This is a genomic window from Pedobacter sp. N36a, from assembly GCF_014472395.1.
Classification (GTDB): domain Bacteria; phylum Bacteroidota; class Bacteroidia; order Sphingobacteriales; family Sphingobacteriaceae; genus Pedobacter.
Map to the genome: position 1 here is coordinate 167,537 of NZ_JACSZW010000009.1, position 20,400 is coordinate 187,936.

General features: G+C 40.8%; 26 protein-coding genes. 18 read left to right on the forward strand and 8 right to left on the reverse strand.

Translation table 11 applies throughout. The features are described from left to right. Window positions 1-88 precede the first annotated feature (88 nt). Genes H9X96_RS17760 through H9X96_RS17775 form a run of 4 tightly spaced genes read left to right on the forward strand, consistent with a single transcriptional unit; the run spans window position 89 to window position 2,481 of the window. Window positions 89-1,420: a DEAD/DEAH box helicase gene (locus H9X96_RS17760; RefSeq protein ID WP_187667583.1), complete on the forward strand. Its 1,332-nt coding sequence runs from the start codon at window positions 89-91 to the stop codon at window positions 1,418-1,420. 10 nt (window positions 1,421-1,430) lie between these two features. Continuing rightward, a complete protein-coding gene (locus H9X96_RS17765; protein WP_255431156.1) occupies window positions 1,431-1,709 on the forward strand; it encodes a hypothetical protein in 279 nt (92 codons plus the stop codon). Next, window positions 1,710-2,045 carry a gliding motility protein GldC gene (gene gldC / locus H9X96_RS17770; protein WP_182961402.1) on the forward strand — a complete coding sequence of 112 codons (336 nt, stop codon included), beginning with the start codon at window positions 1,710-1,712 and terminating at the stop codon, window positions 2,043-2,045. It abuts the gene before it with no gap. Window positions 2,046-2,052: 7 nt separating this feature from the next. Further along, on the forward strand, window positions 2,053-2,481 hold the full coding sequence (locus H9X96_RS17775) for a hypothetical protein (protein ID WP_187667584.1): 429 nt from the start codon (window positions 2,053-2,055) through the stop codon (window positions 2,479-2,481). Between the two features lie 110 nt (window positions 2,482-2,591). Here the strand turns inward: H9X96_RS17775 and H9X96_RS17780 are convergent, their stop codons facing one another. Continuing rightward, on the reverse strand, window positions 2,592-3,107 hold the full coding sequence (locus H9X96_RS17780; RefSeq protein ID WP_187667585.1) for a DUF421 domain-containing protein: 516 nt from the start codon (window positions 3,105-3,107) through the stop codon (window positions 2,592-2,594). Window positions 3,108-3,124: 17 nt separating this feature from the next. Continuing rightward, window positions 3,125-3,622: a methylated-DNA--[protein]-cysteine S-methyltransferase gene (locus H9X96_RS17785; RefSeq protein WP_255431157.1), complete on the reverse strand. Its 498-nt coding sequence runs from the start codon at window positions 3,620-3,622 to the stop codon at window positions 3,125-3,127. Between the two features lie 80 nt (window positions 3,623-3,702). Here H9X96_RS17785 and H9X96_RS17790 point away from each other — a divergent pair, with 80 nt between their 5' ends. The 14 genes from H9X96_RS17790 (at window position 3,703) to H9X96_RS17855 (ending at window position 14,561) form a co-directional block, all read left to right on the forward strand. After that, complete coding sequence (locus H9X96_RS17790; protein ID WP_187667586.1) at window positions 3,703-4,047, forward strand: hypothetical protein; 345 nt, start codon at window positions 3,703-3,705, stop codon at window positions 4,045-4,047. A 59-nt stretch (window positions 4,048-4,106) separates the two neighbouring features. Further along, window positions 4,107-4,766 carry a heme exporter protein CcmB gene (locus tag H9X96_RS17795; protein ID WP_187667587.1) on the forward strand — a complete coding sequence of 220 codons (660 nt, stop codon included), beginning with the start codon at window positions 4,107-4,109 and terminating at the stop codon, window positions 4,764-4,766. 148 nt (window positions 4,767-4,914) lie between these two features. After that, window positions 4,915-5,577, forward strand: coding sequence for a cytochrome c biogenesis protein CcsA (ccsA, locus tag H9X96_RS17800; RefSeq protein WP_187667588.1), 663 nt, complete (start codon window positions 4,915-4,917; stop codon window positions 5,575-5,577). Window positions 5,578-5,621: 44 nt separating this feature from the next. Beyond that, complete coding sequence (locus tag H9X96_RS17805) at window positions 5,622-5,825, forward strand: CcmD family protein (RefSeq protein WP_255431159.1); 204 nt, start codon at window positions 5,622-5,624, stop codon at window positions 5,823-5,825. A 167-nt stretch (window positions 5,826-5,992) separates the two neighbouring features. Continuing rightward, window positions 5,993-7,414 carry a Glu/Leu/Phe/Val dehydrogenase gene (locus tag H9X96_RS17810; RefSeq protein ID WP_062547202.1) on the forward strand — a complete coding sequence of 474 codons (1,422 nt, stop codon included), beginning with the start codon at window positions 5,993-5,995 and terminating at the stop codon, window positions 7,412-7,414. A gap of 144 nt (window positions 7,415-7,558) precedes the next feature. Further along, complete coding sequence (msrA, locus tag H9X96_RS17815; protein ID WP_187667589.1) at window positions 7,559-8,227, forward strand: peptide-methionine (S)-S-oxide reductase MsrA; 669 nt, start codon at window positions 7,559-7,561, stop codon at window positions 8,225-8,227. A gap of 157 nt (window positions 8,228-8,384) precedes the next feature. After that, window positions 8,385-8,795: a cytochrome c maturation protein CcmE gene (locus H9X96_RS17820; RefSeq protein WP_062547204.1), complete on the forward strand. Its 411-nt coding sequence runs from the start codon at window positions 8,385-8,387 to the stop codon at window positions 8,793-8,795. Window positions 8,796-8,800: 5 nt separating this feature from the next. Beyond that, entirely contained in the window at window positions 8,801-11,269 is a 2,469-nt protein-coding gene (locus H9X96_RS17825) for a heme lyase CcmF/NrfE family subunit (protein ID WP_187667590.1), read from the forward strand. Between the two features lie 71 nt (window positions 11,270-11,340). Beyond that, window positions 11,341-12,102: a Rossmann-like and DUF2520 domain-containing protein gene (locus tag H9X96_RS17830; protein ID WP_187667591.1), complete on the forward strand. Its 762-nt coding sequence runs from the start codon at window positions 11,341-11,343 to the stop codon at window positions 12,100-12,102. A 44-nt stretch (window positions 12,103-12,146) separates the two neighbouring features. After that, a complete protein-coding gene (locus tag H9X96_RS17835) occupies window positions 12,147-12,479 on the forward strand; it encodes a 2Fe-2S iron-sulfur cluster-binding protein (RefSeq protein WP_187667592.1) in 333 nt (110 codons plus the stop codon). A 19-nt stretch (window positions 12,480-12,498) separates the two neighbouring features. Next, on the forward strand, window positions 12,499-12,741 hold the full coding sequence (iscX, locus tag H9X96_RS17840) for a Fe-S cluster assembly protein IscX (RefSeq protein ID WP_062547208.1): 243 nt from the start codon (window positions 12,499-12,501) through the stop codon (window positions 12,739-12,741). Between the two features lie 5 nt (window positions 12,742-12,746). Continuing rightward, entirely contained in the window at window positions 12,747-13,274 is a 528-nt protein-coding gene (locus H9X96_RS17845) for an HAD family hydrolase (protein ID WP_187667593.1), read from the forward strand. A 235-nt stretch (window positions 13,275-13,509) separates the two neighbouring features. Next, entirely contained in the window at window positions 13,510-13,911 is a 402-nt protein-coding gene (locus tag H9X96_RS17850; RefSeq protein ID WP_187667594.1) for a hypothetical protein, read from the forward strand. Window positions 13,912-13,979: 68 nt separating this feature from the next. Continuing rightward, window positions 13,980-14,561 (forward strand): Maf family nucleotide pyrophosphatase, encoded by a 582-nt coding sequence (locus tag H9X96_RS17855; protein ID WP_187667595.1) that lies wholly within the window; start codon window positions 13,980-13,982, stop codon window positions 14,559-14,561. On the opposite strand, the gene H9X96_RS17860 is transcribed toward H9X96_RS17855, so the two are convergent. The 6 genes from H9X96_RS17860 to H9X96_RS17885 all read right to left on the reverse strand — a co-directional run bounded on the left by H9X96_RS17860 (window position 14,525) and on the right by H9X96_RS17885 (window position 20,398). Beyond that, entirely contained in the window at window positions 14,525-15,463 is a 939-nt protein-coding gene (locus H9X96_RS17860) for an exopolyphosphatase (RefSeq protein WP_187667596.1), read from the reverse strand. The two genes, H9X96_RS17855 and H9X96_RS17860, sit on opposite strands and share 37 nt — an antisense overlap. A 4-nt stretch (window positions 15,464-15,467) precedes the next feature. Then, window positions 15,468-16,802, reverse strand: a complete 1,335-nt coding sequence (locus tag H9X96_RS17865) for an ABC transporter permease (RefSeq protein WP_187667597.1) — start codon at window positions 16,800-16,802, stop codon at window positions 15,468-15,470. Between the two features lie 3 nt (window positions 16,803-16,805). After that, window positions 16,806-17,711, reverse strand: a complete 906-nt coding sequence (locus H9X96_RS17870) for an ABC transporter ATP-binding protein (protein WP_187667598.1) — start codon at window positions 17,709-17,711, stop codon at window positions 16,806-16,808. Window positions 17,712-17,824: 113 nt separating this feature from the next. Next, a complete protein-coding gene (gene dnaJ, locus H9X96_RS17875) occupies window positions 17,825-18,997 on the reverse strand; it encodes a molecular chaperone DnaJ (protein ID WP_187667599.1) in 1,173 nt (390 codons plus the stop codon). A 6-nt stretch (window positions 18,998-19,003) separates the two neighbouring features. Then, the gene (locus H9X96_RS17880) at window positions 19,004-19,588 is read right to left on the reverse strand and encodes a nucleotide exchange factor GrpE (RefSeq protein WP_187667600.1); all 585 of its coding nucleotides are present in this window, start codon (window positions 19,586-19,588) and stop codon (window positions 19,004-19,006) included. A 126-nt stretch (window positions 19,589-19,714) separates the two neighbouring features. Beyond that, a complete protein-coding gene (locus H9X96_RS17885; protein WP_187667601.1) occupies window positions 19,715-20,398 on the reverse strand; it encodes a cell division ATP-binding protein FtsE in 684 nt (227 codons plus the stop codon). Window positions 20,399-20,400 lie beyond the last annotated feature (2 nt).

Here is a 20,400-nt window from a genome sequence, read left to right on the forward strand (position 1 = left end):
AGTACATTATTTAAGTTTTTTTAAAACAATCGTGATCATAAATAATACGTTGAGCTGTTGATCCTATAAATAATAGTATCTTTGCAAAATGCCCAAAACATTTGAAGAGTTTAACCTTAATCGACAGATTTTAAATGCTGTAGCTGATGCAGGGTTTACTGTTGCCACCCCAATACAAGAAAAATCAATAGCACCTGTTCTTTCAGGACAGGATATATTCGGCATTGCCGAGACTGGAACCGGAAAAACAGCAGCTTATGTTTTACCGATCCTGATGCAATTAAAATATGCTCAGGGTGATGCGCCAAGAGCCTTGATCCTTGCACCAACAAGAGAGTTGGCCATGCAGATCACTGAACATGTCAAAATTTTCTCTAAATATACAGACTTACGTACCGTTGTTGTTTTCGGTGGTATCGGTCCAAAAACACAAATCGAACAGATTAAAGTTGGTGTAGACATTATTGTGGCTACTCCGGGAAGATTTTTAGACATCTACCTTGCTGGTCACATCAATACGCAATACCTCAAATTTTTAGTACTGGATGAAGCGGATAAAATGATGGATATGGGCTTTATCGGCTCTATTCACCGTATTTTGGAAGTAGTGCCCCGTCGTCGTCAGAACTTATTATTCTCGGCAACCATGAGTGATCTGGTACAAAAAATTGCGGGCGACTTTCTGAAACACCCAACTATTATTGAGGTAGGCTTACAAGCTACACCTGCGGCCACAGTGACGCAGAAGTTATATGAAGTACCCAATTTCAAAACAAAGATCAATTTATTACAGCACCTGCTGAAAAATGATGAAGAGTTTAAAAGACTGATCATTTTCTGTAAAACCAAGACGGTTGCCGACAATATTTTTAGCTTTATTGTGCGCAGGTTCGGTGAGGATGCCGTAAGGGTAATCCATGCCAACAAAGGGCAAAACACGAGAATCAATTCTATTAATAGCTTTAAAGAAGGAAACATCAGGGTATTGGTGGCTACAGATGTGGCTTCCAGAGGGATTGATGTTTCTGAAGTGAGTCATGTGATTAACTTCGATGTACCGATCATTATTGAAGATTATGTACACCGCATCGGCCGTACCGGCAGAGCTTATGCTAAGGGGGATGCTTTGACTTTCGCTACGCCTGCGGAAAAATATTACATTGAGAAAATAGAGAAGCTGATCAGACAACAGATTCCTGTAGTACCTTTGCCAGCGGAAATTTTCGTAGAAGAGACGCCGTTCGAAGAACGTCAGGCAATTGCCAGAGCAATTGACGATCAGAAACGTAAAGATGATCCTGAGTTCAAAGGAGCTTTCCATGAGAAGAAACATGCTGCCGCAATTGCAGCTAAGGAAAGAGAGAAAATGAAAAATAAAACTCCTGCCTGGAAGACTAAGAAATTCAAAAACAAAAAGTAAAACAAGAGCATTGAAAGTAAAACTGACCCCACTTAACATCATTTCATCAGTCTGTATTACGACTGCGGCTGTGCTGTTATTTGAAAAAAGACCAGTGCCAAATGCGCATACGATCAACCTGCAGCCCATACTGATTGGCTTTAGTTTGCTCATCGCAGTGGTCGCTTTTATATCCGATCAGATTTTCAGGAAGTTTATTCCTCAGCTGAAAAAGATCTGGATTGTGGAGTGTACGGTGATTCTTTTTACGGTACTCTTATTTGTCATTATAAAAGTTAGCATAAATTAAATGAAACAAGCAGAAATCAAAATTACCGTTGAATTAGACGACAATAATGTTCCTGATAATATCCTTTGGGAATCTACAGATGCAGCTACAAAAGAGCAGGTGCCTGTAAAATCAATGATGTTAGCACTTTGGGATCATAACTATAAGAACTCTATGCGTATCGATCTATGGACCAAAGATATGCCTGTAGATGAAATGAAAAGATTCTTTTATGAAACTTTGCAAACTATGGGAGATAGCTTCCTTAAAGCTACAGGAGAGAAATTGATCGTCGAAGATTTACGCGATTATTGCGCGCATTTTGCCGATAAAATGGGAATTAATACGCAGCAATAAAATCAGGATGAAAATTCAGGGAGTTATTGGTGCAGCAATTATGGCTGCTGGCGGATGCTGTCCGCTGATGCGCTTACCAATTATTGGAAACTGGAACTATTTTGATATAGACACCACATTGGCCATCACTTTTTATGTGGTAGTAGCGGTTGCCTTATTTGGTTCTTTAGCTAATAAGATAGGTTTAATCAAGTTTGCAGGATGGGCAGCGATTGCATTAGTAGCAATTTCGCTAGTCGGTATTTATTTTAAAGTCAACGATTCTTTTGGCTTTCTTCATTTCAAAAAGCTGGTGAGTGTGGCTTCAGGAATGGTGAAACTAAAATGGGGTTGGTATGTGATTCTGGCCGGTGCCTCAGTTTTGATTACCGTAAGGAGACCAAGAGTGGTATTGGTGCAAACGGGAACACCGGAAGCTGCTAAAGCAGTCGTGTAAATTTTTAAGAGTCTTTGTCGGCCTAAAAAGTTTACTTTAGAACCGCAAGAGGTTTTTTAGATAAATGAGCTGATCGGATTTGATCAGCTCATTTATTTATACTTTTATTTTTAATTCAATCCTCCGAGCGCTTTTTGTTTTCTTTTACGCTTGTAATGGCTCTGCCTAAGTGTGTCTGTTCCGCTAATGATGCTGATGTTTCCATCCACTTCAAAAACAGCAAGCTTCACCTCCTTGAATTTCTCTACGCCGTGTTCCCGCATGGCTTCTCTCAATTCATCGTCGGTGATGTCAAGTTTAGCCAGTTTCTCAAAGTCCAGCTTGCCATTGTGGATCAGGATTTCCGGCTTCTCGGAAAGTAGGTTCCGAATTTTTTTATTGGTATACATCAGCTTTTTCAGCGCGAAGTTGAGGGCAAAAAGTACAGCAGCAGCAACCAAGCCTCCCAATAAGCTGGTATTGTTGCCCACCATCGCATTTTGAACGGCGTTACTGATCAGTAAAATCAATACGACATCGGTGGTGTTGAGCTGGGAAAGTTCCTTCTTTCCTGTTAAACGAATGGCAACCAGCATAAAAGCATAAACGGCAAGACTTCTCAGAATAATATCCAGGTATTGGTTCATAGGTTTTAGGTCTTAGTTTAGAAATCAAGTGTCATTTGTCCTTTTTTGCTGATGGCCCTTTCATGGTCAAGCAGCCATTTTTTGCGCCATAAATCTTCGGCATAACCCACCAGTTTACCATTACTGCCGATCACTCTGTGACAAGGAATCACAATAGCCAGTTTATTTTTTCCATTCGCAGCAGCAATTGCACGAATCGCTAGTGCGTTGTTCTGCTGCTTGGAGAATTCCAGATAAGAACAGGTATCCCCATACTCGATGTTTTGTAAAGCGGTCCATACGCCCTGCTGGAAATTGGTTCCAGATTGTTTTAGCGGTAAGGTAAAAGCGGTTAATTTTCCTTCAAAATAGTCATTTACCTGTGCCGCTGCAAGCTTGCTGTGCTCATTTTCCGAAAGACCCGCTGTGTCGCTTTCCTGAAAGGTAATCCTGCAAACCGAATCTTCATCGGCAAAGACATAAAGTAACCCAATCGGACTTTGTAAAATACTGCAGTAAGTACTGGTCATAAGCATCTTTAAGTAATTTTTGCTATTCAAATGTATAAAATTTTAACGCTTTAGTTTTTTTTGTTAGTATTGCCCCGATATATAAAATGGAAGCGCAAGAGTTTGTGGATATTGATGAGCTAGACTTCAACAGGAGTATGGCGAGGTGGGTGAAGAAGAACCCCCATATTATGCGTGCAATGACTGGACATCATTTGTTGATCTTATTGAACAAGGGCAACCTACGCATCAACCTGAATCATTTTAGTCCGGAATACCAGGACAAGTTTATTGACCATAATTTTGAACACTACTGCCTTAAATTTATAGACCGTTTAGATGAACCCATTGCCGGTTACCTAAACACCTGGAGGATTCCTCAATGTGGACTGCACTTTATTTTTCTTCTGAAAGGCAGGAGTTTTCAAAAGCACATTACCTATCAGCTTTAAATAAATAATCATCCTGCTCATTAGCAAATCGGAGGTTTAACAATTATCTTTGTGACCGGATGAATTTAGCAGAACAGATCAAACATTTAATAAAAAAGGAATTACTGTTAGAATGGCGTTCCAAATACGCATTAAACGGCGTTCTTTTGTACGTGGTTTCTACGGTATTCGTTTGCTTTTTATCTTTTGTGAGTACAGATAAGGTCACCTTAAATGCCTTATTCTGGATCATCATGCTTTTCGCCTCGATCAATGCCGTCTCCAAAAGTTTTCTTCAGGAAAGTAGGGGCCGACAAGTTTATATTTACACTATTGCCAGTCCTTTGGCACTCATTATCTCCAAAACGATTTACAATGCTTTGTTAATGATGGTGCTAACCGTAATTGCCTTGGGCTTTTATATCCTGGTTTTTGATTTTGGTCCGGAGGATTTAGGCTTATATATGGTCGCCGCTTTATTAGGTAGTTTAAGCTTTTCCACGATTTTTACGATGGTTTCTGCCATTGCTTCCAAAGCTGGAAACGGAGGGATGCTGATGGCAATCCTGAGCTTTCCAATCATTATTCCGGTGCTGGTGGTACTGATTAAACTCACAAAAAATGCAATGGATGGCCTGGATCGCAGTGTAAGTTTGGACGAAATTGGCTTGTTGCTCATCATCAATGCCTTGGTGATGTCGGTATCCGTCTTGTTATTCCCTTACCTCTGGAGAGATTAAATTTTCGTAAGCACTGCGTCATTTACTTACTTTACTAAGAAATAACCGTCATTTATAGGCTGTGTTATCACAAAGTTATAGCGGAGTAGAGAAATTTCTCGCTACATTTGCCGATTAACAGCATAAAAACGATCAAATTTTAATGTCAATGTATAAGAACTGGTGGAAAGTATTAGGCGCAATATTGGTGATTTATTCAACCGTTGCAGGTTTTCTAATGAAAACTCCTGAATTACCAATTATTCGGGAGAGTATCAGAAACCTTTATTTTCATGTGCCAATGTGGTTTAGTATGATCATATTGTTTAGTATTTCCGTTTTTTACAGCATCAAATCCCTGAGAAGTAACGATCCTGCGGATGATATTAAAGCCGTAGAAAGTGTGAATGCAGGAGTGATATTCGGTCTTTTAGGGATCGTAACCGGTGCCATCTGGGCTAAATTTACCTGGGGACAAGCCTGGAGCTTCGACGTAAAACAAAACTTTGCCGCCATTGCGATCTTACTTTACTTCGCCTATCTCGTGCTTCGCAATGCCATTGATGAAGAACAAAGGAGAGCAAAGATTTCCGCGATTTACAATATTTTTGCCTTCCCGATCATGGTGGTTTTACTATTTGTATTGCCACGTTTATCGGATTCCCTGCATCCAGGAAATGGGGGGAACCCAGGCTTTAATGCTTACGATCTGGATAGCCGCATGAGAATGGTGTTTTACCCGGCTTGTTTAGGCTGGATTCTGATTGGCTGCTGGATTTACAACCTCCTTTACAGACTTCGCGATTTAGAAAGAAATAAATTATCAAAATAATTCAGGGTTATTCGATAGCCTTATAGTCCTCAAATGATATACTCATGAAAAAATTTACAGTTACCTTTTTAATGTTCTTATCGACGCTGCAATTGTTCGCACAAGGATCTGGTTCTACCATTACCGACAGCCTTTATGCGTCTGATAAAATTTACGTTGTAGTCGCTTGTGTCCTGTTAATTCTCCTTGGCTTGCTTTTCTTTCTGTTTACAATAGAAAAAAGATTAAAAAAGTTAGAAAAAAAATAATTGGCGAAAAGCTAATTTTAAATCGTTTAAGCCCTGTTTTGGCGCTTGTTTTGATGTAGTGTGTGCCTTACACTAAGTGAATTACCATTTGCATAAATGGTTTTTTTTACTGCAATTTTGCAGGTAATTAGTATAAGAACTTATATTCAATTCATAAAAAACAAAGAATGGCTAATACAGCAAACGAGACAAATTTTTTTGCAGATGTATGCAAAAATTTTGACAGTGCCGCGCAATTTACTTCTCATCCAGAAGGTCTGCTCACCCAAATCAAAGCTTGTAACAGTGTGTATCGTTTTCAATTCCCTATCCGTAGAGGAAATGGTTTTGAAGTAATCGATGCATGGCGCGTTGAACATTCTCATCACATGAGTCCTACTAAAGGTGGTATTCGTTACAGTGAAATGGTAAACGAGGATGAAGTGATGGCCTTAGCTGCATTAATGACGTACAAATGTGCGATTGTAAATGTGCCTTTCGGTGGTGCTAAAGGTGGGATCAAAATCACCCCTAAAAACTATACCGTAGGAGAGCTGGAAAACATCACCCGTCGTTATACGACAGAATTAATCAAAAAGAACTTTATTGGTCCTGGTATTGACGTTCCTGCTCCGGATTACGGATCAGGTGAGCGTGAAATGAGCTGGATCGCAGATACTTATATGACCATGAACCCAGGTCAGTTAGACGCTTTGGGTTGTGTTACCGGAAAGCCGATCGCTTTACACGGAATCCGTGGACGTAAAGAAGCCACCGGCCGTGGTGTAGCTTACGCCATCAGAGAATGTGTAACAGTAGCAGAAGATATGGCTAAAATCGGTTTTAAAGCTGGTTTAGGTGATAAACGCGTGATCGTTCAAGGTTTAGGAAACGTAGGTTACCACTCGGCTAAGTTTTTAGCGGAATTTGGTGCAACTATCGTTGGTCTTTGCGAATTCGAAGGAGCCATCTATAATGAAAACGGATTGAACATTGATGAAGTGTTTGCCCACCGTAAATTAACCGGATCTATCTTAGGTTTCCCAGGCGCTAAAGAGTTTAAAAACTCAATGGAGGGTTTAGAGCAGCCATGTGATATCCTGGTTCCTGCAGCATTGGAAAATGTGATCACTTCAGACAATATCAGAAACATCCAGGCGAAAATCATTGCGGAAGGTGCAAATGGTCCTTGTACTCCTGAAGCTGAAGCCATCTTCACTGAAATGGGCGGTATCATCATTCCTGATATGTACTGTAATGCGGGTGGGGTAACCGTATCTTACTTTGAGTGGTTGAAAAACCTTTCTCACGTAGCGTTTGGCCGTATGGAAAACCGTTATGCAGAAAACTCAAACAGAAATCTGATCAATACTTTAGAAAGCTTAACCGGTAAAAGTATTCCTGCAGAACACCGTCTAATGATCGTTAAAGGAGCTTCAGAATTGGAATTAGTGAATTCTGGTTTAGAGGATACGATGATCCACTCTTACCATGAAATTAGAGAAACGTTAATGAGCAAACCAGGTATCCAGACTTTAAGAACGGCTGCTTTTGTAGGCTCAATTGATAAGATTGCCATTTCATATATGAATTTAGGTATTTGGCCATAGGTAATGTCGGTTCGAGGTTTATCATTAAAAAGAGGCGGGATTTATCCCGCCTATTTTTTTTGTTATTTTTTGGTCGCACTTTATAAATTGCAACATCTTTTTTTAGCTGATTCCCGTATATTGTAAGAATGGAGGGCTAAATAGATGAAGATATGGAGTTTTGCAGCTTTAATGGTTTTAGGCTTATGGACAGGCTGTTCGGAGGATAAAAACCTGCAGCACCTGGAAAGTAAAAATGGCTTTGCAGTGATCAGTCAGCCGGCAGCGAATGAAAAACTGGCTACTTTTGCAGGTGGCTGTTTTTGGGCTACCCAGGAAGCCATGCTGGAGTTAAAAGGAGTTCATAAAGTGATCAGCGGTTATGCTGGTGGCAGCATGGAAAACCCAAACTATCAACAGGTGCAAACTCAAAATACCGGTTATGCAGAGGCCGTACAAGTCTATTATGATCCTTCCATCATTTCTTTTGAAGCCCTTTGCAGGGCTTTCTTTTATGCCCATGATCCAACTCAGGTAGATGGACAAGGCGCAGATATCGGTACTGAATACCGGTCGATTGCCTTTTTCCGATCTCCGGAAGAATACCACACCATTTCCCGCCTTATTCATCAGCTGGAAAACCATGAGCTTAAAGGACAGACCATCGCTACAGAAATCCTTCCATTCAAGGTCATTTATCCCGCGGAAACGGAACATCAGGATTACTATCCTCAGCATCTCTGGGATTCCTATATCAAAAAGGTTTCGATGCCAAAGGTGATGAAACTGAGGGCGAAAATGCCGGAATTCATCAAACCACAGTACCTGGATTAGCCAGAAAATTTTCTTTTTCGATCATTGTTCCTTGAATTGCGTTGTTTTTGTCAGAGAACTATCAATAAATCGTCATCAAAGTGAATTGCAGGGCTCTAAAAGATTTTAGGTAACTATATTTTTTATCTTTGTCTTATTCTAAAATTTTATTAGCATCATGAGAAAAAGTGCAATTATTGGTTTAATCACAATAGCGATCTGCGTAGGGTTCTTAATTAGTTTAAATGCCGGTACCAGCAACTATTCTACCTTTACTGAAGCTGCCAAAGATTCCAGGGAATTCCATGTGATGGGATTCTGGGAAAAAGAGAAAGGCATGTACTATGATGCTCAAAAAGATGCCAATCATTTCGCTTTCTTTATGAAAGATGAAAAAGGTGAAGTGAATAAAGTGGTTTACAATGGCAGCAAGCCACAAGACTTTGAACGTTCAGAAAAATTAGTTTTAATTGGTAAAATGAAAGATGGTACCTTTTATGCTTCAAAAATATTAATGAAATGTCCTTCTAAATACAACAATGATCTGGTGGAGATAAAAGAGGACGGTCAAGTCATAAAATACAACTAATCTTAATGGATATACAATTTTTTGGAGAAAACCTCCTGCCCGGTAAAATCGGCCAATTCTTTATTGTTTTAGCATTTGCTGCTTCACTACTTTCTACGATAGCTTACTTTTTTGCGACTAAGAATAAAGACCTTGGAGATCGATCATGGACACGCATAGGTCGGGTTTCCTTTCTAATCAACTGGGTAAGTATCCTGGGAATTGGAGTTACTTTATTTTATTTGATTTTAAATCACAACAACGAATATTACTACGTTTATTCGCACTCATCCAAAGAACTTCCAGTTTATTACATCGTTTCTGCTTTCTGGGAAGGGCAGGAGGGGAGTTTCTGGCTATGGGCTTTCTGGCAATCTCTGCTGGGCGGTATCCTGATGTGGAGAGCGAAATCATGGGAAAATGGCGTGATGACCATCGTTGCCTTTTCACAGGTTTTCTTAACCTCTATGCTATTGGGGGTACAGATTTTCGGAGAGAGAATCGGTAGTTCTCCTTTCATCCTGCTCAGGGAAGCGGTGAACCTGAAAGATATGGCACCGGTTGTATTTGCCGATCCTGAGAACTTTAAAAACTATTTGAAATTTATTACTGATGGTAGAGGATTAAACCCATTACTGCAGAACTATTGGATGGTAATTCACCCACCAACGCTGTTTCTGGGGTTTGCCAGTATGGTGGTTCCTTTCGCTTACGCGGTGACTGGTTTATGGCAGAAGAAATATAAAGAATGGGTTAAACCAGCAATGCCTTGGGCTTTATTTGCGGTAATGATTTTGGGAACGGGGATTATCATGGGCTCTTTCTGGGCGTATGAAGCACTGAACTTCGGTGGCTTCTGGGCATGGGATCCAGTAGAAAACGCGTCCATCATTCCTTGGTTAACCCTGATTGCAGGAGTACACGTCATGATCGCTTTTAAAAATACGGGTCACTCGTTCTTTACGGCAATTATTTTAATCATCATTAGTTTTGTATTGGTACTTTATGCTTCTTTCTTAACCAGAAGCGGTATCCTTGGCGAAACTTCAGTACACTCTTTTACAGATCTTGGGATGTTCGGTCACCTGATCTTATACAATGTGGTTTTCCTAACCATTCCAGTGGTGTTATTGATCATCAGATGGAAGGAATTACCAATTACCAATAAAGATGAAGAAACTTATTCCAGAGAATTCTGGATGTTTATCGGTGCTTTAGTGATTACAGTAGCCTGTATTCAGGTGATTTTTTCTACTTCCGTACCGGTATTCAATGCGGCTTTCGGAACAAAATTTGCCCCTCCAATTGATGCGATTAAGTATTACAACCAATGGCAGGCACCTTTCGCCATCCTGGTTACTGTGATCTCAGGTTTTTCGCAGTTCATGAAATACAAGAGAACGGACATCCGTAAATTCTATAGCAGCTTAATCGCTTCCATTGTTTTTGCTATTGTCATCACTGCAGGTTTTGTTTACCTGACCAATATCTACACCAATTTAATGTACATCCTGCTTACTTTTAGCTGTGTATTTGCCATTCTTGCGAATGCAAGGGTACTCGCACAGGGACTGGGTGGAAAACGTAAATTGGTAGGTGCTGCTGTCGCACACATGGGGTTTGCCTTATTGCTGATCGGCGCTTTAGTTGCTGCTGCCACCAATAAGCCGATCTCTATCAACACCACAAACTTCATCCCGGTGAAGGATTTTGAGAAAGCAGAAAAACCTGGTGAAAACATTGTATTGTACAAAAATGAGCCAAAGAAAATGGGCAGGTACACGGTAACTTATACCAGAGATACGACCATTGCACCAAATACCATTTATACACTGAACTTTAAGGTATATGATGAGAAAACCGGTAAGCTGAAAGAAGACTTTGAATTGAACCCGCATGTTCAGGCGAATGAGAAAATGGGATTGATTGCTTCTCCGGATACCAAACACTACTTTACTTATGATGTGTATACCCACATTACCAGTGCTCCAGATAAAAAGGCAATGCATGAAGATCATGAAGGACACAGTGCGGAGGAAAATTATAAAGCGCCTAGAATTGTGAACGTGAAAGCAGGTGATACTTTACACACCAGCAGCGGCATCATTACCATCAAATCACTGAACAATAAACCAGAAGCGAAAAGCCTGGTATTGGCAGAAAATGACCTTGCTGTAGGTTTGCCGCTGGAAGTAGAAGTGAATGGTAAAGTGTATAAAACAGAGCCTATTTTCCTGGTAAAAGGAAACAATACCTTTGATTTTGCCCGTAATATTGATGAGCTTGGATTGAGGTTCAGGTTTACTAAAGTGCTTCCTGATTTAGGAAAAGTAGAACTGCAGGTTTTCGAAAAACCTCAGCAAGCAAAGGATTGGGTGGTGTTTAAATCTATTGAATTCCCTTACATCAATTTATATTGGGCAGGTACAATAGTCATGGTGATCGGATTTTTACTGTCGATCATCAGGAGACAAAAAGAAGCTAAAGTAGTTTAATTATATACGGCCTGAGCTTTCCTGATGATTAGATTCGTCTGGCGAGCTCAGGCTTTTGTTACAGCTTAAAAATGAAAGTAGTTTGTATCGGTTCTGGTAATGTGGCCACACATTTTTCTACTGCAATTGCTGCAGCAGGAATGGAATTGGTACAGGTCTGGAGTAAAAACCAGGCACATGCAGAGGTTTTAGCAGATCAGCTAGGTGCTGAAGCAATTTCAGATACTGCAGCAATCGACCTTCATGCGGACCTATACCTGATCGCCGTAAAGGACGATGCAATTCCAGCAATGGCAGCCGTATTGGCCGGGGTAAATGGTTTGGTAGTTCATACTTCTGGTGCAACAGATCTGGATGTATTCCCTGCTACGATGAAAAACTATGGAGTATTGTATCCTTTACAAACCTTTTCAAGAACTAAAGCGCTCGACTTTTCAAAGGTGCCGCTTTGTTTGGAGGCAAAAAATGAAACTATACTGAGTACTTTAAAAAATACAGCTTTGCAGTTGAGCCCCCTGGTTTATGAGCTGAGTTCTCCGCAAAGAAGAATTCTGCATCTGGCGGCAGTGTTTGTCTGCAATTTCAGCAACCACCTCTATGCAATAGGGCAGCAGATACTGGAAAAGAACCAGCTGGATTTTGAGATTTTAAGGCCTTTAATTATGGAAACCGCTGAAAAAGTACAACATGCATTTCCTCGCGATGTACAAACCGGACCGGCCATCCGACACGATGAACAAACATTATTGAAACACAAAGAATTGTTAACCGGGATGCCTGACCTTCAGGTTATCTATGAAACTTTAAGTAAAAGCATTAAAAAAACAGTTTAATCATGTAATTGCCGTTTTTGGTGCTTATTTTTGAGACATAAATTATGAGTATTTTTAAATTAAAGATAAATTTTGAAGAGAAAGGCAAAGAATCAATCGAACTTCCAATCGCTGGAGGAGAATCGGTTCTTGACGTATGCCATGATCACGGAATAGAATTACAGCACAACTGCGGCGGTGTTTGTGGATGTAGTACTTGTCATGTTTACGTGACTAAGGGTATGGATAATATTCAGGAAATTTCCGATAAGGAAGAAGACTTTATTGACCGTGCTGTTCGTCCTAGAATAACCTCTAGATTAGGCTGCCAATGTGTAGTCATCAGCGGAGATATTGAAGTGACGATCCCAGATCAATCCGAATTTTTAGGCCATTAATTAACAAACAAACAGCATTATGCAAGATAAATTTGCTTTACCAATTTATTGGAACGATCACGAAGACATCGCTCAGGAATTATATGAGAAATTTGGTGACGATTTCAATGAAGCCAAAATATACCGTATCAGGTTTACTGAATTATTAGAATGGGTACTTTCTCTGCCTAATTTCAAAGGAACGAAGGAAGAAAGTTCTGAAGGTCACCTGGAGCAAATCCAGTCGGCTTGGGTTTATGAATGGAGAGATAACCAAAACTAAACCGAATGTTTCTGCAAAAACTTAAAGAGATCACCACCTTCATCTTTGATGTGGATGGTGTATTGACAAACGGAGATATTCTGGCCTCAGATTCGGGGGAGTTTTTGCGGACATTTAATATTAAAGATGGTTATGCCCTGCAGCTTGCTGTAAAAAAGGGCTACCATGTTTGTATCATCTCTGGTGGTAAGGGACTAGCCATGCAGAAACGCTTTGAAGGATTAGGCATTACTGCCATTTTTCTGGGCGTATCTGATAAAGTGCAGGTGCTTCATAATTACCTGGAGAAACGTCAGCTCACATTAGCTGAAGTAACGTATATGGGAGATGACATCCCAGATTTAAAGGTCATGAAGCTAGTAGGACTCCCTACTTGTCCGGCAGATGCCGTCTCTGAAATCAAAGCCATTTCTCAATATATTTCTCCTTATAACGGTGGTAAAACCGCGGTGAGGGATCTGATTGAAAAAGTAATGCGCGTACAAGGAAAATGGTTTGATGAAAATCCTGCAGCTGCTGATTCCGGTAAATAAGCCTGCTCATTCTCATCACTAAGCCATGCTGTTGGCCTACATAACCTGCCTCGTTTTTATTTCTAAATTTTCTATTTTTTGATGCATTTTTGTAATAAATATGTTACATTAGGAGCGTTAAACCATGGATGGCTTTCTCCCTCTAATCTTACAAAAAACAAGGTGTTTTATACGGAACGAAATTTCTCGGATCTGCATGTAGGACTCCTGATTTTATAAAATTAAATAGAACCTCATGAAGAAATTATTAATGATCTGCGGACTGTTATTTAGTGTAATCACTTTCGCACAGGCACAAGACGGTGGGCGTCAGAAAATGACACCAGAACAAAGGGCACAAAGAAGTGCGGAAGGTTTGACAAAAAAACTAAGTCTGAATGAAGATCAAAAAACCAAAGCAACTGCGATCTTCGTAGATCAGGCCAATGCAATGGAAAAAGCCCGTGCCGCTGGTAACACTGATAAAGAAGCCAGAAGAGCAGAAATGATGAAATTAGCAGAGGATACCGACGCAAAGATCGACGCTATTTTAACCGCGGACCAGAAAAAAACTTACGAAACCTGGAAAGCAGAACGTAAAGAACGAATGAAAGGTAATAGGATGGGGCAGGGACCCAAAGTGGGGGGAGAGCAGTAAATATGTTTTATTGCAAATAATAAAGGCGGCCATTGGCCGCTTTTATTATTTTTGCACAAATATATTTTATGTATCAGCAAAAAATTCCTATTATTCTGGCCTCTAAATCTCCCCGCAGACAAGAGCTAATGACTGCAATGAACCTTGATTTTAAGGTGGTATTGAAAGAGGTGGATGAAACCTATCCGGAAGAATTGCTTCCAGCAGAAATCGCGGTTTATATCGCAGAGAAAAAAGCAACCGCTTTTGATGAAGATAGCAAAGGAAGTATCATCATTACTGCCGATACGATTGTAGCCTATAATGGCGAAATTCTAGGTAAACCAGAAGACGAACACCACGCAACAGAAATGCTGACCAAACTATCTGGTACCAACCATCAGGTATATACTGGAGTTAGTTTAACCTTTAATGGTGAAATGCGCTCTTTCTACGATACTACACAAGTATTTTTCAATGAACTGACGCCAGCGCAGATTCAATATTATATTAAAAACTACCAGCCAATGGATAAGGCCGGATCGTATGGCATTCAAGACTGGATTGGTTTAATCGCTGTTGCGAAAATCATCGGTTCTTATACCAACGTAATGGGCTTGCCTACAGAACGACTTTACAAAGCTTTAGCAGAAAGCAATTGGTCTGTCTGATCCTTTAAATTCGCCAAAACGCCCATCTTCAGGTCGTAGGTAGATAAACTCATTTGCTGAAGGTTGCCCAGCTCTAGAACATAATCTGTGAGTAGGGCAGCCATCACAATCATATCCACTCTTAACTTGATCAATCCGGGCATATTCGCTCTTTCGTCATGACTTGAAGCGATGAACTTTGCGGATAACTTTTGATAATCAGGAAGTGGAATCGGGTAAGACTTGATCGACTTTAAATCCAGCTCCGGAAAAAGCATTCCTGCAAAGGTTTCAAAGGCGCCCGCAGAGCCAATCAAATGATTTGGCTGATAAGAGGTCAAGTTTTCCTTTAAATCGGCTAATTCCTTATCTAAATGCCCTGTGATTGCTTGTTTATCGCTGGTATTGATCGGGTCGGAATGAAAATAAGCCTGCATCAATCGCGCAGCACCGATGTTATAACTTTTCTTCCAGTAAACTTGCGTAGGATCACAAATGATAAATTCGGTACTGCCGCCGCCAATGTCCATGATTAGCGCGCGCTGCTGTATCAATCCCGTAGCTTTTACGCCCTGAAAAATGTAAGCAGCCTCTTCTTCGCCACTGATCACAGTAATCTCAATTCCTGCATAACTTTTGGCCGCTTTCACGAAATCGGCGCCATTAGCCGCACTTCTGATGGCAGAAGTAGCCGTTGCTTTAACCAGTTTTACCTCATGTTTTGCAATCTGCTCGCTGAATTGTTCCAGCGCCAGGAGGCCTCTTTCAAAAGCCTCCTGGATGATCATATTGTCATTGATTTTTCCTTCTCCCAACCTCACCGGGAGATTGGTTTTATAGATAATTTTAGGCGCAGTGCCTTCCAGATCAGCAATGATCAGGTGAAAAGTGTTCGTGCCTAAGTCTATAACTGCAACCTTCATCGTGTTAATTTTTATAAGTAAACCACTTGATCATTTCTTTCAGACTGGTTTTCTTGCCATACATTAAAATTCCTACTCTGTAGATTTTAGAGGCCAGCCAAACAGTACCTATAAATCCGACGATTAGAATCAGCATAGATAGTGCCAATTGCCAATCCGGCACGCCATAAGGTAAACGAACTACCATGGCAATAGGAGAGGTGAAAGGGATGATGGATAACCAGAAAGCGATGGGGCCATAAGGATCGTTGGCCACTACGCTCAAAGAAAGGGCATAACCAACAAATAAAGGCATCATCATCGGCATCATAAATTGCTGCGTCTCTGTTTCAGAATCGACGGCAGATCCGATAGCGGCATACAATGCGCTGTAGAACAAATATCCGCCAATGAAGAAAAATATAAATACAAGAATGATCTTGGTCAGGTCTAAACCAGCCAGACTTTTCTGCATCGATAATACCGGACTGTCTACCGAATCAACAGCTGCAGTATTGACTGTTGTGCCATCTGCTGCTTTCATAGACATTGTGCTGCTTTGCTTTAATTGGTCTTTTCCAACTAAAGTGGTCACTGCAAGGGTAGAAATGGAAGCGGTCAATACAATCCATAAAATGAATTGGGTAAGGCCAACCAGGGCAATGCCGATGATTTTGCCCATCATCAACTGAAAAGGTTTCACTGATGAAATCATGATCTCTATGATCCTACTGGTCTTTTCCTCAATCACACCGCGCATCACTTGGATGCCATACAGCATGATAAACATGAACATCAGAATACCAGCAACGGTGCCGATAATGGTGCTGGCACCTGCACTGGAATCTTGTTCCTTCCCACCCTCGCTAATCTTTTTGGTATCAATATTAACCGTCGTTTTTAAACCATCCAACGCGGTTTGAGAGATCCCGGATGCCTTTAACTTTTGGTTGCGGATGATGTTTTCTATATCTCTGGAAATCCGACCATTGAGTGATAAACCAGCTTGCTTGGTGCCTAGGAGCTGAATTCCCTGTGGTGTATTGAGCTCAAAAGCGGGGATGTATAGGATATAATCGTAATCTGTCTTTTTAAAAGACGATTTTAATACATCTAAAGGCTGCTCTACATAATGGTAACTGATGTTTTTATTGGAAGTCAGTTTTTCAGTAAGTGCCGCGTTTTCTGAAACCACCGCTACTCTACTATGTGTCCCTTTGACCCCTTCAATTGAAAAGTAAATGATCAGTCCATAAAAAAGGGCAATCAGAATAGGAGTCAGTAAAGTCATGATAATGAACGACTTTTTTTTAACCCTTGATAAGTATTCTCTTTGTATAATGAGTAAGATTTTGTTCATGGCTTAGCTTTTTTCGGTTACTTTTTCAATGAAAATATCGTTCATAGTAGGGATCACTTCGTCCAGTCTGTTAATAGCAACATAAGGAATTAAGGCTTGTAAGACTTGATTTGCAGTTTGCTGCTCCCTGATTTTGATCTTTAGCCTGGTTTTATCCCCAATAACGGAGTGTTCCAGCACTTCAAATAGCGCTTGCGCATTTTCAAAATTATACTCACCCTGGTATTCCAGCCAATAGATATTGTTTCGGTACTGCGCTTTAATTTCTGCAACCGGGCCATCCAATATCTTTTTTGAACGGTGGATCAGCGCGATATTGTCGCAAAGTTCTTCCACAGATTCCATTCTATGGGTAGAGAAAATGAAGGTAGCCCCTTCTTTATTGAGTGCTAAGATTTCGTTTTTGATCACATCAGCATTTACAGGATCAAAACCTGAAAAAGGCTCATCCAGGATGATCAGCTCTGGTTTATGTAAAACGGTAGCAACAAATTGTACTTTTTGCTGCATTCCTTTACTGAGGTCTTCTACCTTTTTACTCCACCAATCACCCATATCCAGTTTCTCAAACCAATACCTGATTCTTTTGGTCGCTTCGGCAGTGCTCAATCCTTTAAGTTTAGCTAGGTATAAAACCTGTTCGCCGATCTCCATTTTCTTGTAAAGCCCTCTTTCTTCGGGCAGGTAGCCGATTTGGGAGATGTGCTGGACGTTGAGTCTTTCCCCATTAAACATGACTTCTCCGCTGTCAGGAGCAGTAATTTGAGTAATGATTCGGATCAGAGAGGTTTTTCCGGCACCATTAGGACCTAAAAGGCCAAATATTTTACCTTTTTCTACATGCAGACTGACGTCATCTAAAGCCCGATGAGTGGCGTACTGCTTTACAATGTTATTTATGATCAGCATCTTTATAGTTTTAATAGTTTAGTAACTTAACTTATTAAATTGTTACTGATCAAGAGATAATAAATAAAAAAAGCCACCCGAGGGTGGCTTTATAGCATGCTGACTAAGCGGAGTTAATCAAAATATTCTTTCATTTTTTCAAAGAAGCTCTTGTCGTTCTTTCCTGGCTGAGGTTTGAAATTAGGAGATTCTCTAAGTTTCTCCAGCATACCTCTCTCTTCCGAACTCAATGCTTTCGGCGTCCAGATGTTCACATGGATGATCTCATCACCACGGTGGTAAGAATTGATTTCAGGAATACCTTTGCCTTTCAAACGTAAAAGTTTGCCGCTTTGTGTACCTGGTTCAATCTTGATTTTTGCTTTACCATCAATGGTAGGAACTTCTGCACTGTAACCTAAAGCCGCATCCACAATAGAAACATGTAAGTCGTAAACCACATTATTTCCTTCGCGTTTTAGAGATTCATGAGGAATTTCTTCAATCAGGATGATCAAATCACCCGGAACACCACCTTGAGGTGCCGCATTACCTTTACCACTCATGCTCAGTTGCATTCCATCACTTACCCCTGCAGGGATATTGATGGTAATGGTTTCTTCACCACGGGTGATGCCTTCACCATGACAGGAAGTACATTTAGAGGTAATCTGTGAACCGCTGCCATTACAGGTAGGGCAGGTAGAGGTCGTTTGCATCTGTCCCAATATCGTATTGGTCACTCTGCGCACAGCACCGCTTCCACCACAGGTTTGACAAGTGCTGACCGAATTACGGTCTTTAGCACCTGAACCATCGCAGGTTTTACAGCTAACCTGCTTATTAACTTTGATTTTCTTTTCTACACCGTTGGCGATTTCTTCCAGGGTAAGTTTTACTTTAATGCGCAGGTTGGTACCTTTCGCTACACGTCGGCCACCGCGAGATTGCTGACCACCGCCGCCAAAGAAGCTATCAAATGGGCTGCCGCCGCCGCCACCGAAAATGTCTCCAAACTGACTGAAGATATCTTCCATGTTCATGCCGCCGCCACCATAGCCGCCACCGCCGCCAGAAGCACCACCAACACCTGCATGGCCATAATGGTCATAGCGTTGTTTTTTCTCCGGATTACTTAAAATCTCGTAAGCTTCAGCTGCTTCCTTAAACTTATCCTCTGCTGATTTATCATCCGGGTTTTTATCCGGGTGAAACTTAATGGCTAACTTGCGGTAAGCCTTTTTAATCTCCTCAGCAGATGAACTCTTGGATACGCCAAGCACATCATAAAAATCTCTCTTGCTCATAAAATATTAACTCCCTACAACGACTTTGGCAAAGCGAATCACCTTGTCGTTTAAAGTGTATCCTTTTTCTAATTCGTCCATCACTTTTCCTTTTAACTCCTCATTCGGAGCAGGAATTTTGGTTATTGCCTCATGAAGATCTGTGTCAAATGGCGTATGTATTGTTTCCATTTCTTTCAGTCCTTTTTGGCCTAATGTACTTTTTAATTTATGGTGAACCAATGCTAAACCTTCCAGGATTGGAGCTACATCAGTAGCACCTTCCATGGCCTTGTTGGCACGGTCAAAATCGTCCAATACCGGAAGCATAGAGACAATTACGTCTTTTCCTGCAGTTTGTAAAAGCTCTACGCGTTCTTTTTGAGTACGACGTTTATAGTTGTCGAACTCTGCAAATAAGCGCAGATATTTATCATTTAATGCAGCAACTTCTTGTTGTAGTTTTTCTTCAACTGAAAGTTCAGGCTGAACTTCTTCTGTTGTTGAAGCGGCATCTGCACTTTCTTCGGCTTGCACATTGGTTACCTGCTCATCAGCAGTATTTCCCGTTATAGGATCTTCGATGTCGTTTTTTTTCTTCTTGCTAAACATGGTATAGTAGAATTTTTGGATTCAAACTCAAAAGGTTTGCCAATGAATGATATCGGCCATACTGTCAGTTTTAAAATGAAAAACTGAACAGAATGGCCGGATAATAAATGATTTGTCAGAATATGGTTACACAATTTGTGCATCCTGATGCACAACGCCAGCTTCACATTTGATGATTCTGGAAGGTAAAGTGCGGATGATATGGTAGTCGTGGGTAGCCATCAATACTGCGGTTCCTCCCTGACTGATTTGTTTCAGTAACATCACGATTTCTTCGGAAGTATCCGGGTCCAGATTACCTGTAGGCTCATCGGCCAGGATAATTTCCGGGTTATTCAATAAAGCACGGGCAATCACCACACGCTGCTGCTCCCCACCGGAAAGCTCATGCGGCATTTTTCTGATTTTAGAACGCAGACCTACTTTCTCCAGCACATCTTTAATGCGCTCCTGAATTAAAGCTGCATCTTTCCAGCCTGTTGCCTTCAATACAAACTCTAAGTTTTTTTCTACCGTTCTATCAGTCAGCAGTTGGAAATCCTGGAACACAATGCCCAGTTTCCTACGTAAATATGGTACATCTTTAATCGCCAGGTTCTTTAAATCAAATCCAGCAACCTGTCCTTCACCGTTTCCGATATGCAGGTCTCCATAAATGATTTTCAATAAACTACTTTTACCAGATCCTGTCTGACCGATTAGAAAAACGAATTCTCCCTTATCCACATTCAGATTTACATCAGACAAGACCAGGTGTTTCTGCTGGAACACATCTACGTTCTTTAAATTTATAACTGCGTTTTCTGTCATGT

What these genes read in the sequence shown, in the direction of transcription:
- H9X96_RS17760 (WP_187667583.1), top strand. Translation starts at nt 89, where the DNA reads ATGCCCAAAACATTTGAAGAGTTTAACCTTAATCGACAGATTTTAAAT.
- gldC (WP_182961402.1), top strand. Translation starts at nt 1,710, where the DNA reads ATGAAACAAGCAGAAATCAAAATTACCGTTGAATTAGACGACAATAAT.
- H9X96_RS17775 (WP_187667584.1), top strand. Translation starts at nt 2,053, where the DNA reads ATGAAAATTCAGGGAGTTATTGGTGCAGCAATTATGGCTGCTGGCGGA.
- H9X96_RS17780 (WP_187667585.1), bottom strand. Translation starts at nt 3,107, where the DNA reads ATGAACCAATACCTGGATATTATTCTGAGAAGTCTTGCCGTTTATGCT.
- H9X96_RS17785 (WP_255431157.1), bottom strand. Translation starts at nt 3,622, where the DNA reads ATGCTTATGACCAGTACTTACTGCAGTATTTTACAAAGTCCGATTGGG.
- H9X96_RS17790 (WP_187667586.1), top strand. Translation starts at nt 3,703, where the DNA reads ATGGAAGCGCAAGAGTTTGTGGATATTGATGAGCTAGACTTCAACAGG.
- H9X96_RS17795 (WP_187667587.1), top strand. Translation starts at nt 4,107, where the DNA reads ATGAATTTAGCAGAACAGATCAAACATTTAATAAAAAAGGAATTACTG.
- ccsA (WP_187667588.1), top strand. Translation starts at nt 4,915, where the DNA reads ATGTATAAGAACTGGTGGAAAGTATTAGGCGCAATATTGGTGATTTAT.
- H9X96_RS17805 (WP_255431159.1), top strand. Translation starts at nt 5,622, where the DNA reads ATGAAAAAATTTACAGTTACCTTTTTAATGTTCTTATCGACGCTGCAA.
- H9X96_RS17810 (WP_062547202.1), top strand. Translation starts at nt 5,993, where the DNA reads ATGGCTAATACAGCAAACGAGACAAATTTTTTTGCAGATGTATGCAAA.
- msrA (WP_187667589.1), top strand. Translation starts at nt 7,559, where the DNA reads ATGAAGATATGGAGTTTTGCAGCTTTAATGGTTTTAGGCTTATGGACA.
- H9X96_RS17820 (WP_062547204.1), top strand. Translation starts at nt 8,385, where the DNA reads ATGAGAAAAAGTGCAATTATTGGTTTAATCACAATAGCGATCTGCGTA.
- H9X96_RS17825 (WP_187667590.1), top strand. Translation starts at nt 8,801, where the DNA reads ATGGATATACAATTTTTTGGAGAAAACCTCCTGCCCGGTAAAATCGGC.
- H9X96_RS17830 (WP_187667591.1), top strand. Translation starts at nt 11,341, where the DNA reads ATGAAAGTAGTTTGTATCGGTTCTGGTAATGTGGCCACACATTTTTCT.
- H9X96_RS17835 (WP_187667592.1), top strand. Translation starts at nt 12,147, where the DNA reads ATGAGTATTTTTAAATTAAAGATAAATTTTGAAGAGAAAGGCAAAGAA.
- iscX (WP_062547208.1), top strand. Translation starts at nt 12,499, where the DNA reads ATGCAAGATAAATTTGCTTTACCAATTTATTGGAACGATCACGAAGAC.
- H9X96_RS17845 (WP_187667593.1), top strand. Translation starts at nt 12,747, where the DNA reads ATGTTTCTGCAAAAACTTAAAGAGATCACCACCTTCATCTTTGATGTG.
- H9X96_RS17850 (WP_187667594.1), top strand. Translation starts at nt 13,510, where the DNA reads ATGAAGAAATTATTAATGATCTGCGGACTGTTATTTAGTGTAATCACT.
- H9X96_RS17855 (WP_187667595.1), top strand. Translation starts at nt 13,980, where the DNA reads ATGTATCAGCAAAAAATTCCTATTATTCTGGCCTCTAAATCTCCCCGC.
- H9X96_RS17860 (WP_187667596.1), bottom strand. Translation starts at nt 15,463, where the DNA reads ATGAAGGTTGCAGTTATAGACTTAGGCACGAACACTTTTCACCTGATC.
- H9X96_RS17865 (WP_187667597.1), bottom strand. Translation starts at nt 16,802, where the DNA reads ATGAACAAAATCTTACTCATTATACAAAGAGAATACTTATCAAGGGTT.
- H9X96_RS17870 (WP_187667598.1), bottom strand. Translation starts at nt 17,711, where the DNA reads ATGCTGATCATAAATAACATTGTAAAGCAGTACGCCACTCATCGGGCT.
- dnaJ (WP_187667599.1), bottom strand. Translation starts at nt 18,997, where the DNA reads ATGAGCAAGAGAGATTTTTATGATGTGCTTGGCGTATCCAAGAGTTCA.
- H9X96_RS17880 (WP_187667600.1), bottom strand. Translation starts at nt 19,588, where the DNA reads ATGTTTAGCAAGAAGAAAAAAAACGACATCGAAGATCCTATAACGGGA.
- H9X96_RS17885 (WP_187667601.1), bottom strand. Translation starts at nt 20,398, where the DNA reads ATGACAGAAAACGCAGTTATAAATTTAAAGAACGTAGATGTGTTCCAG.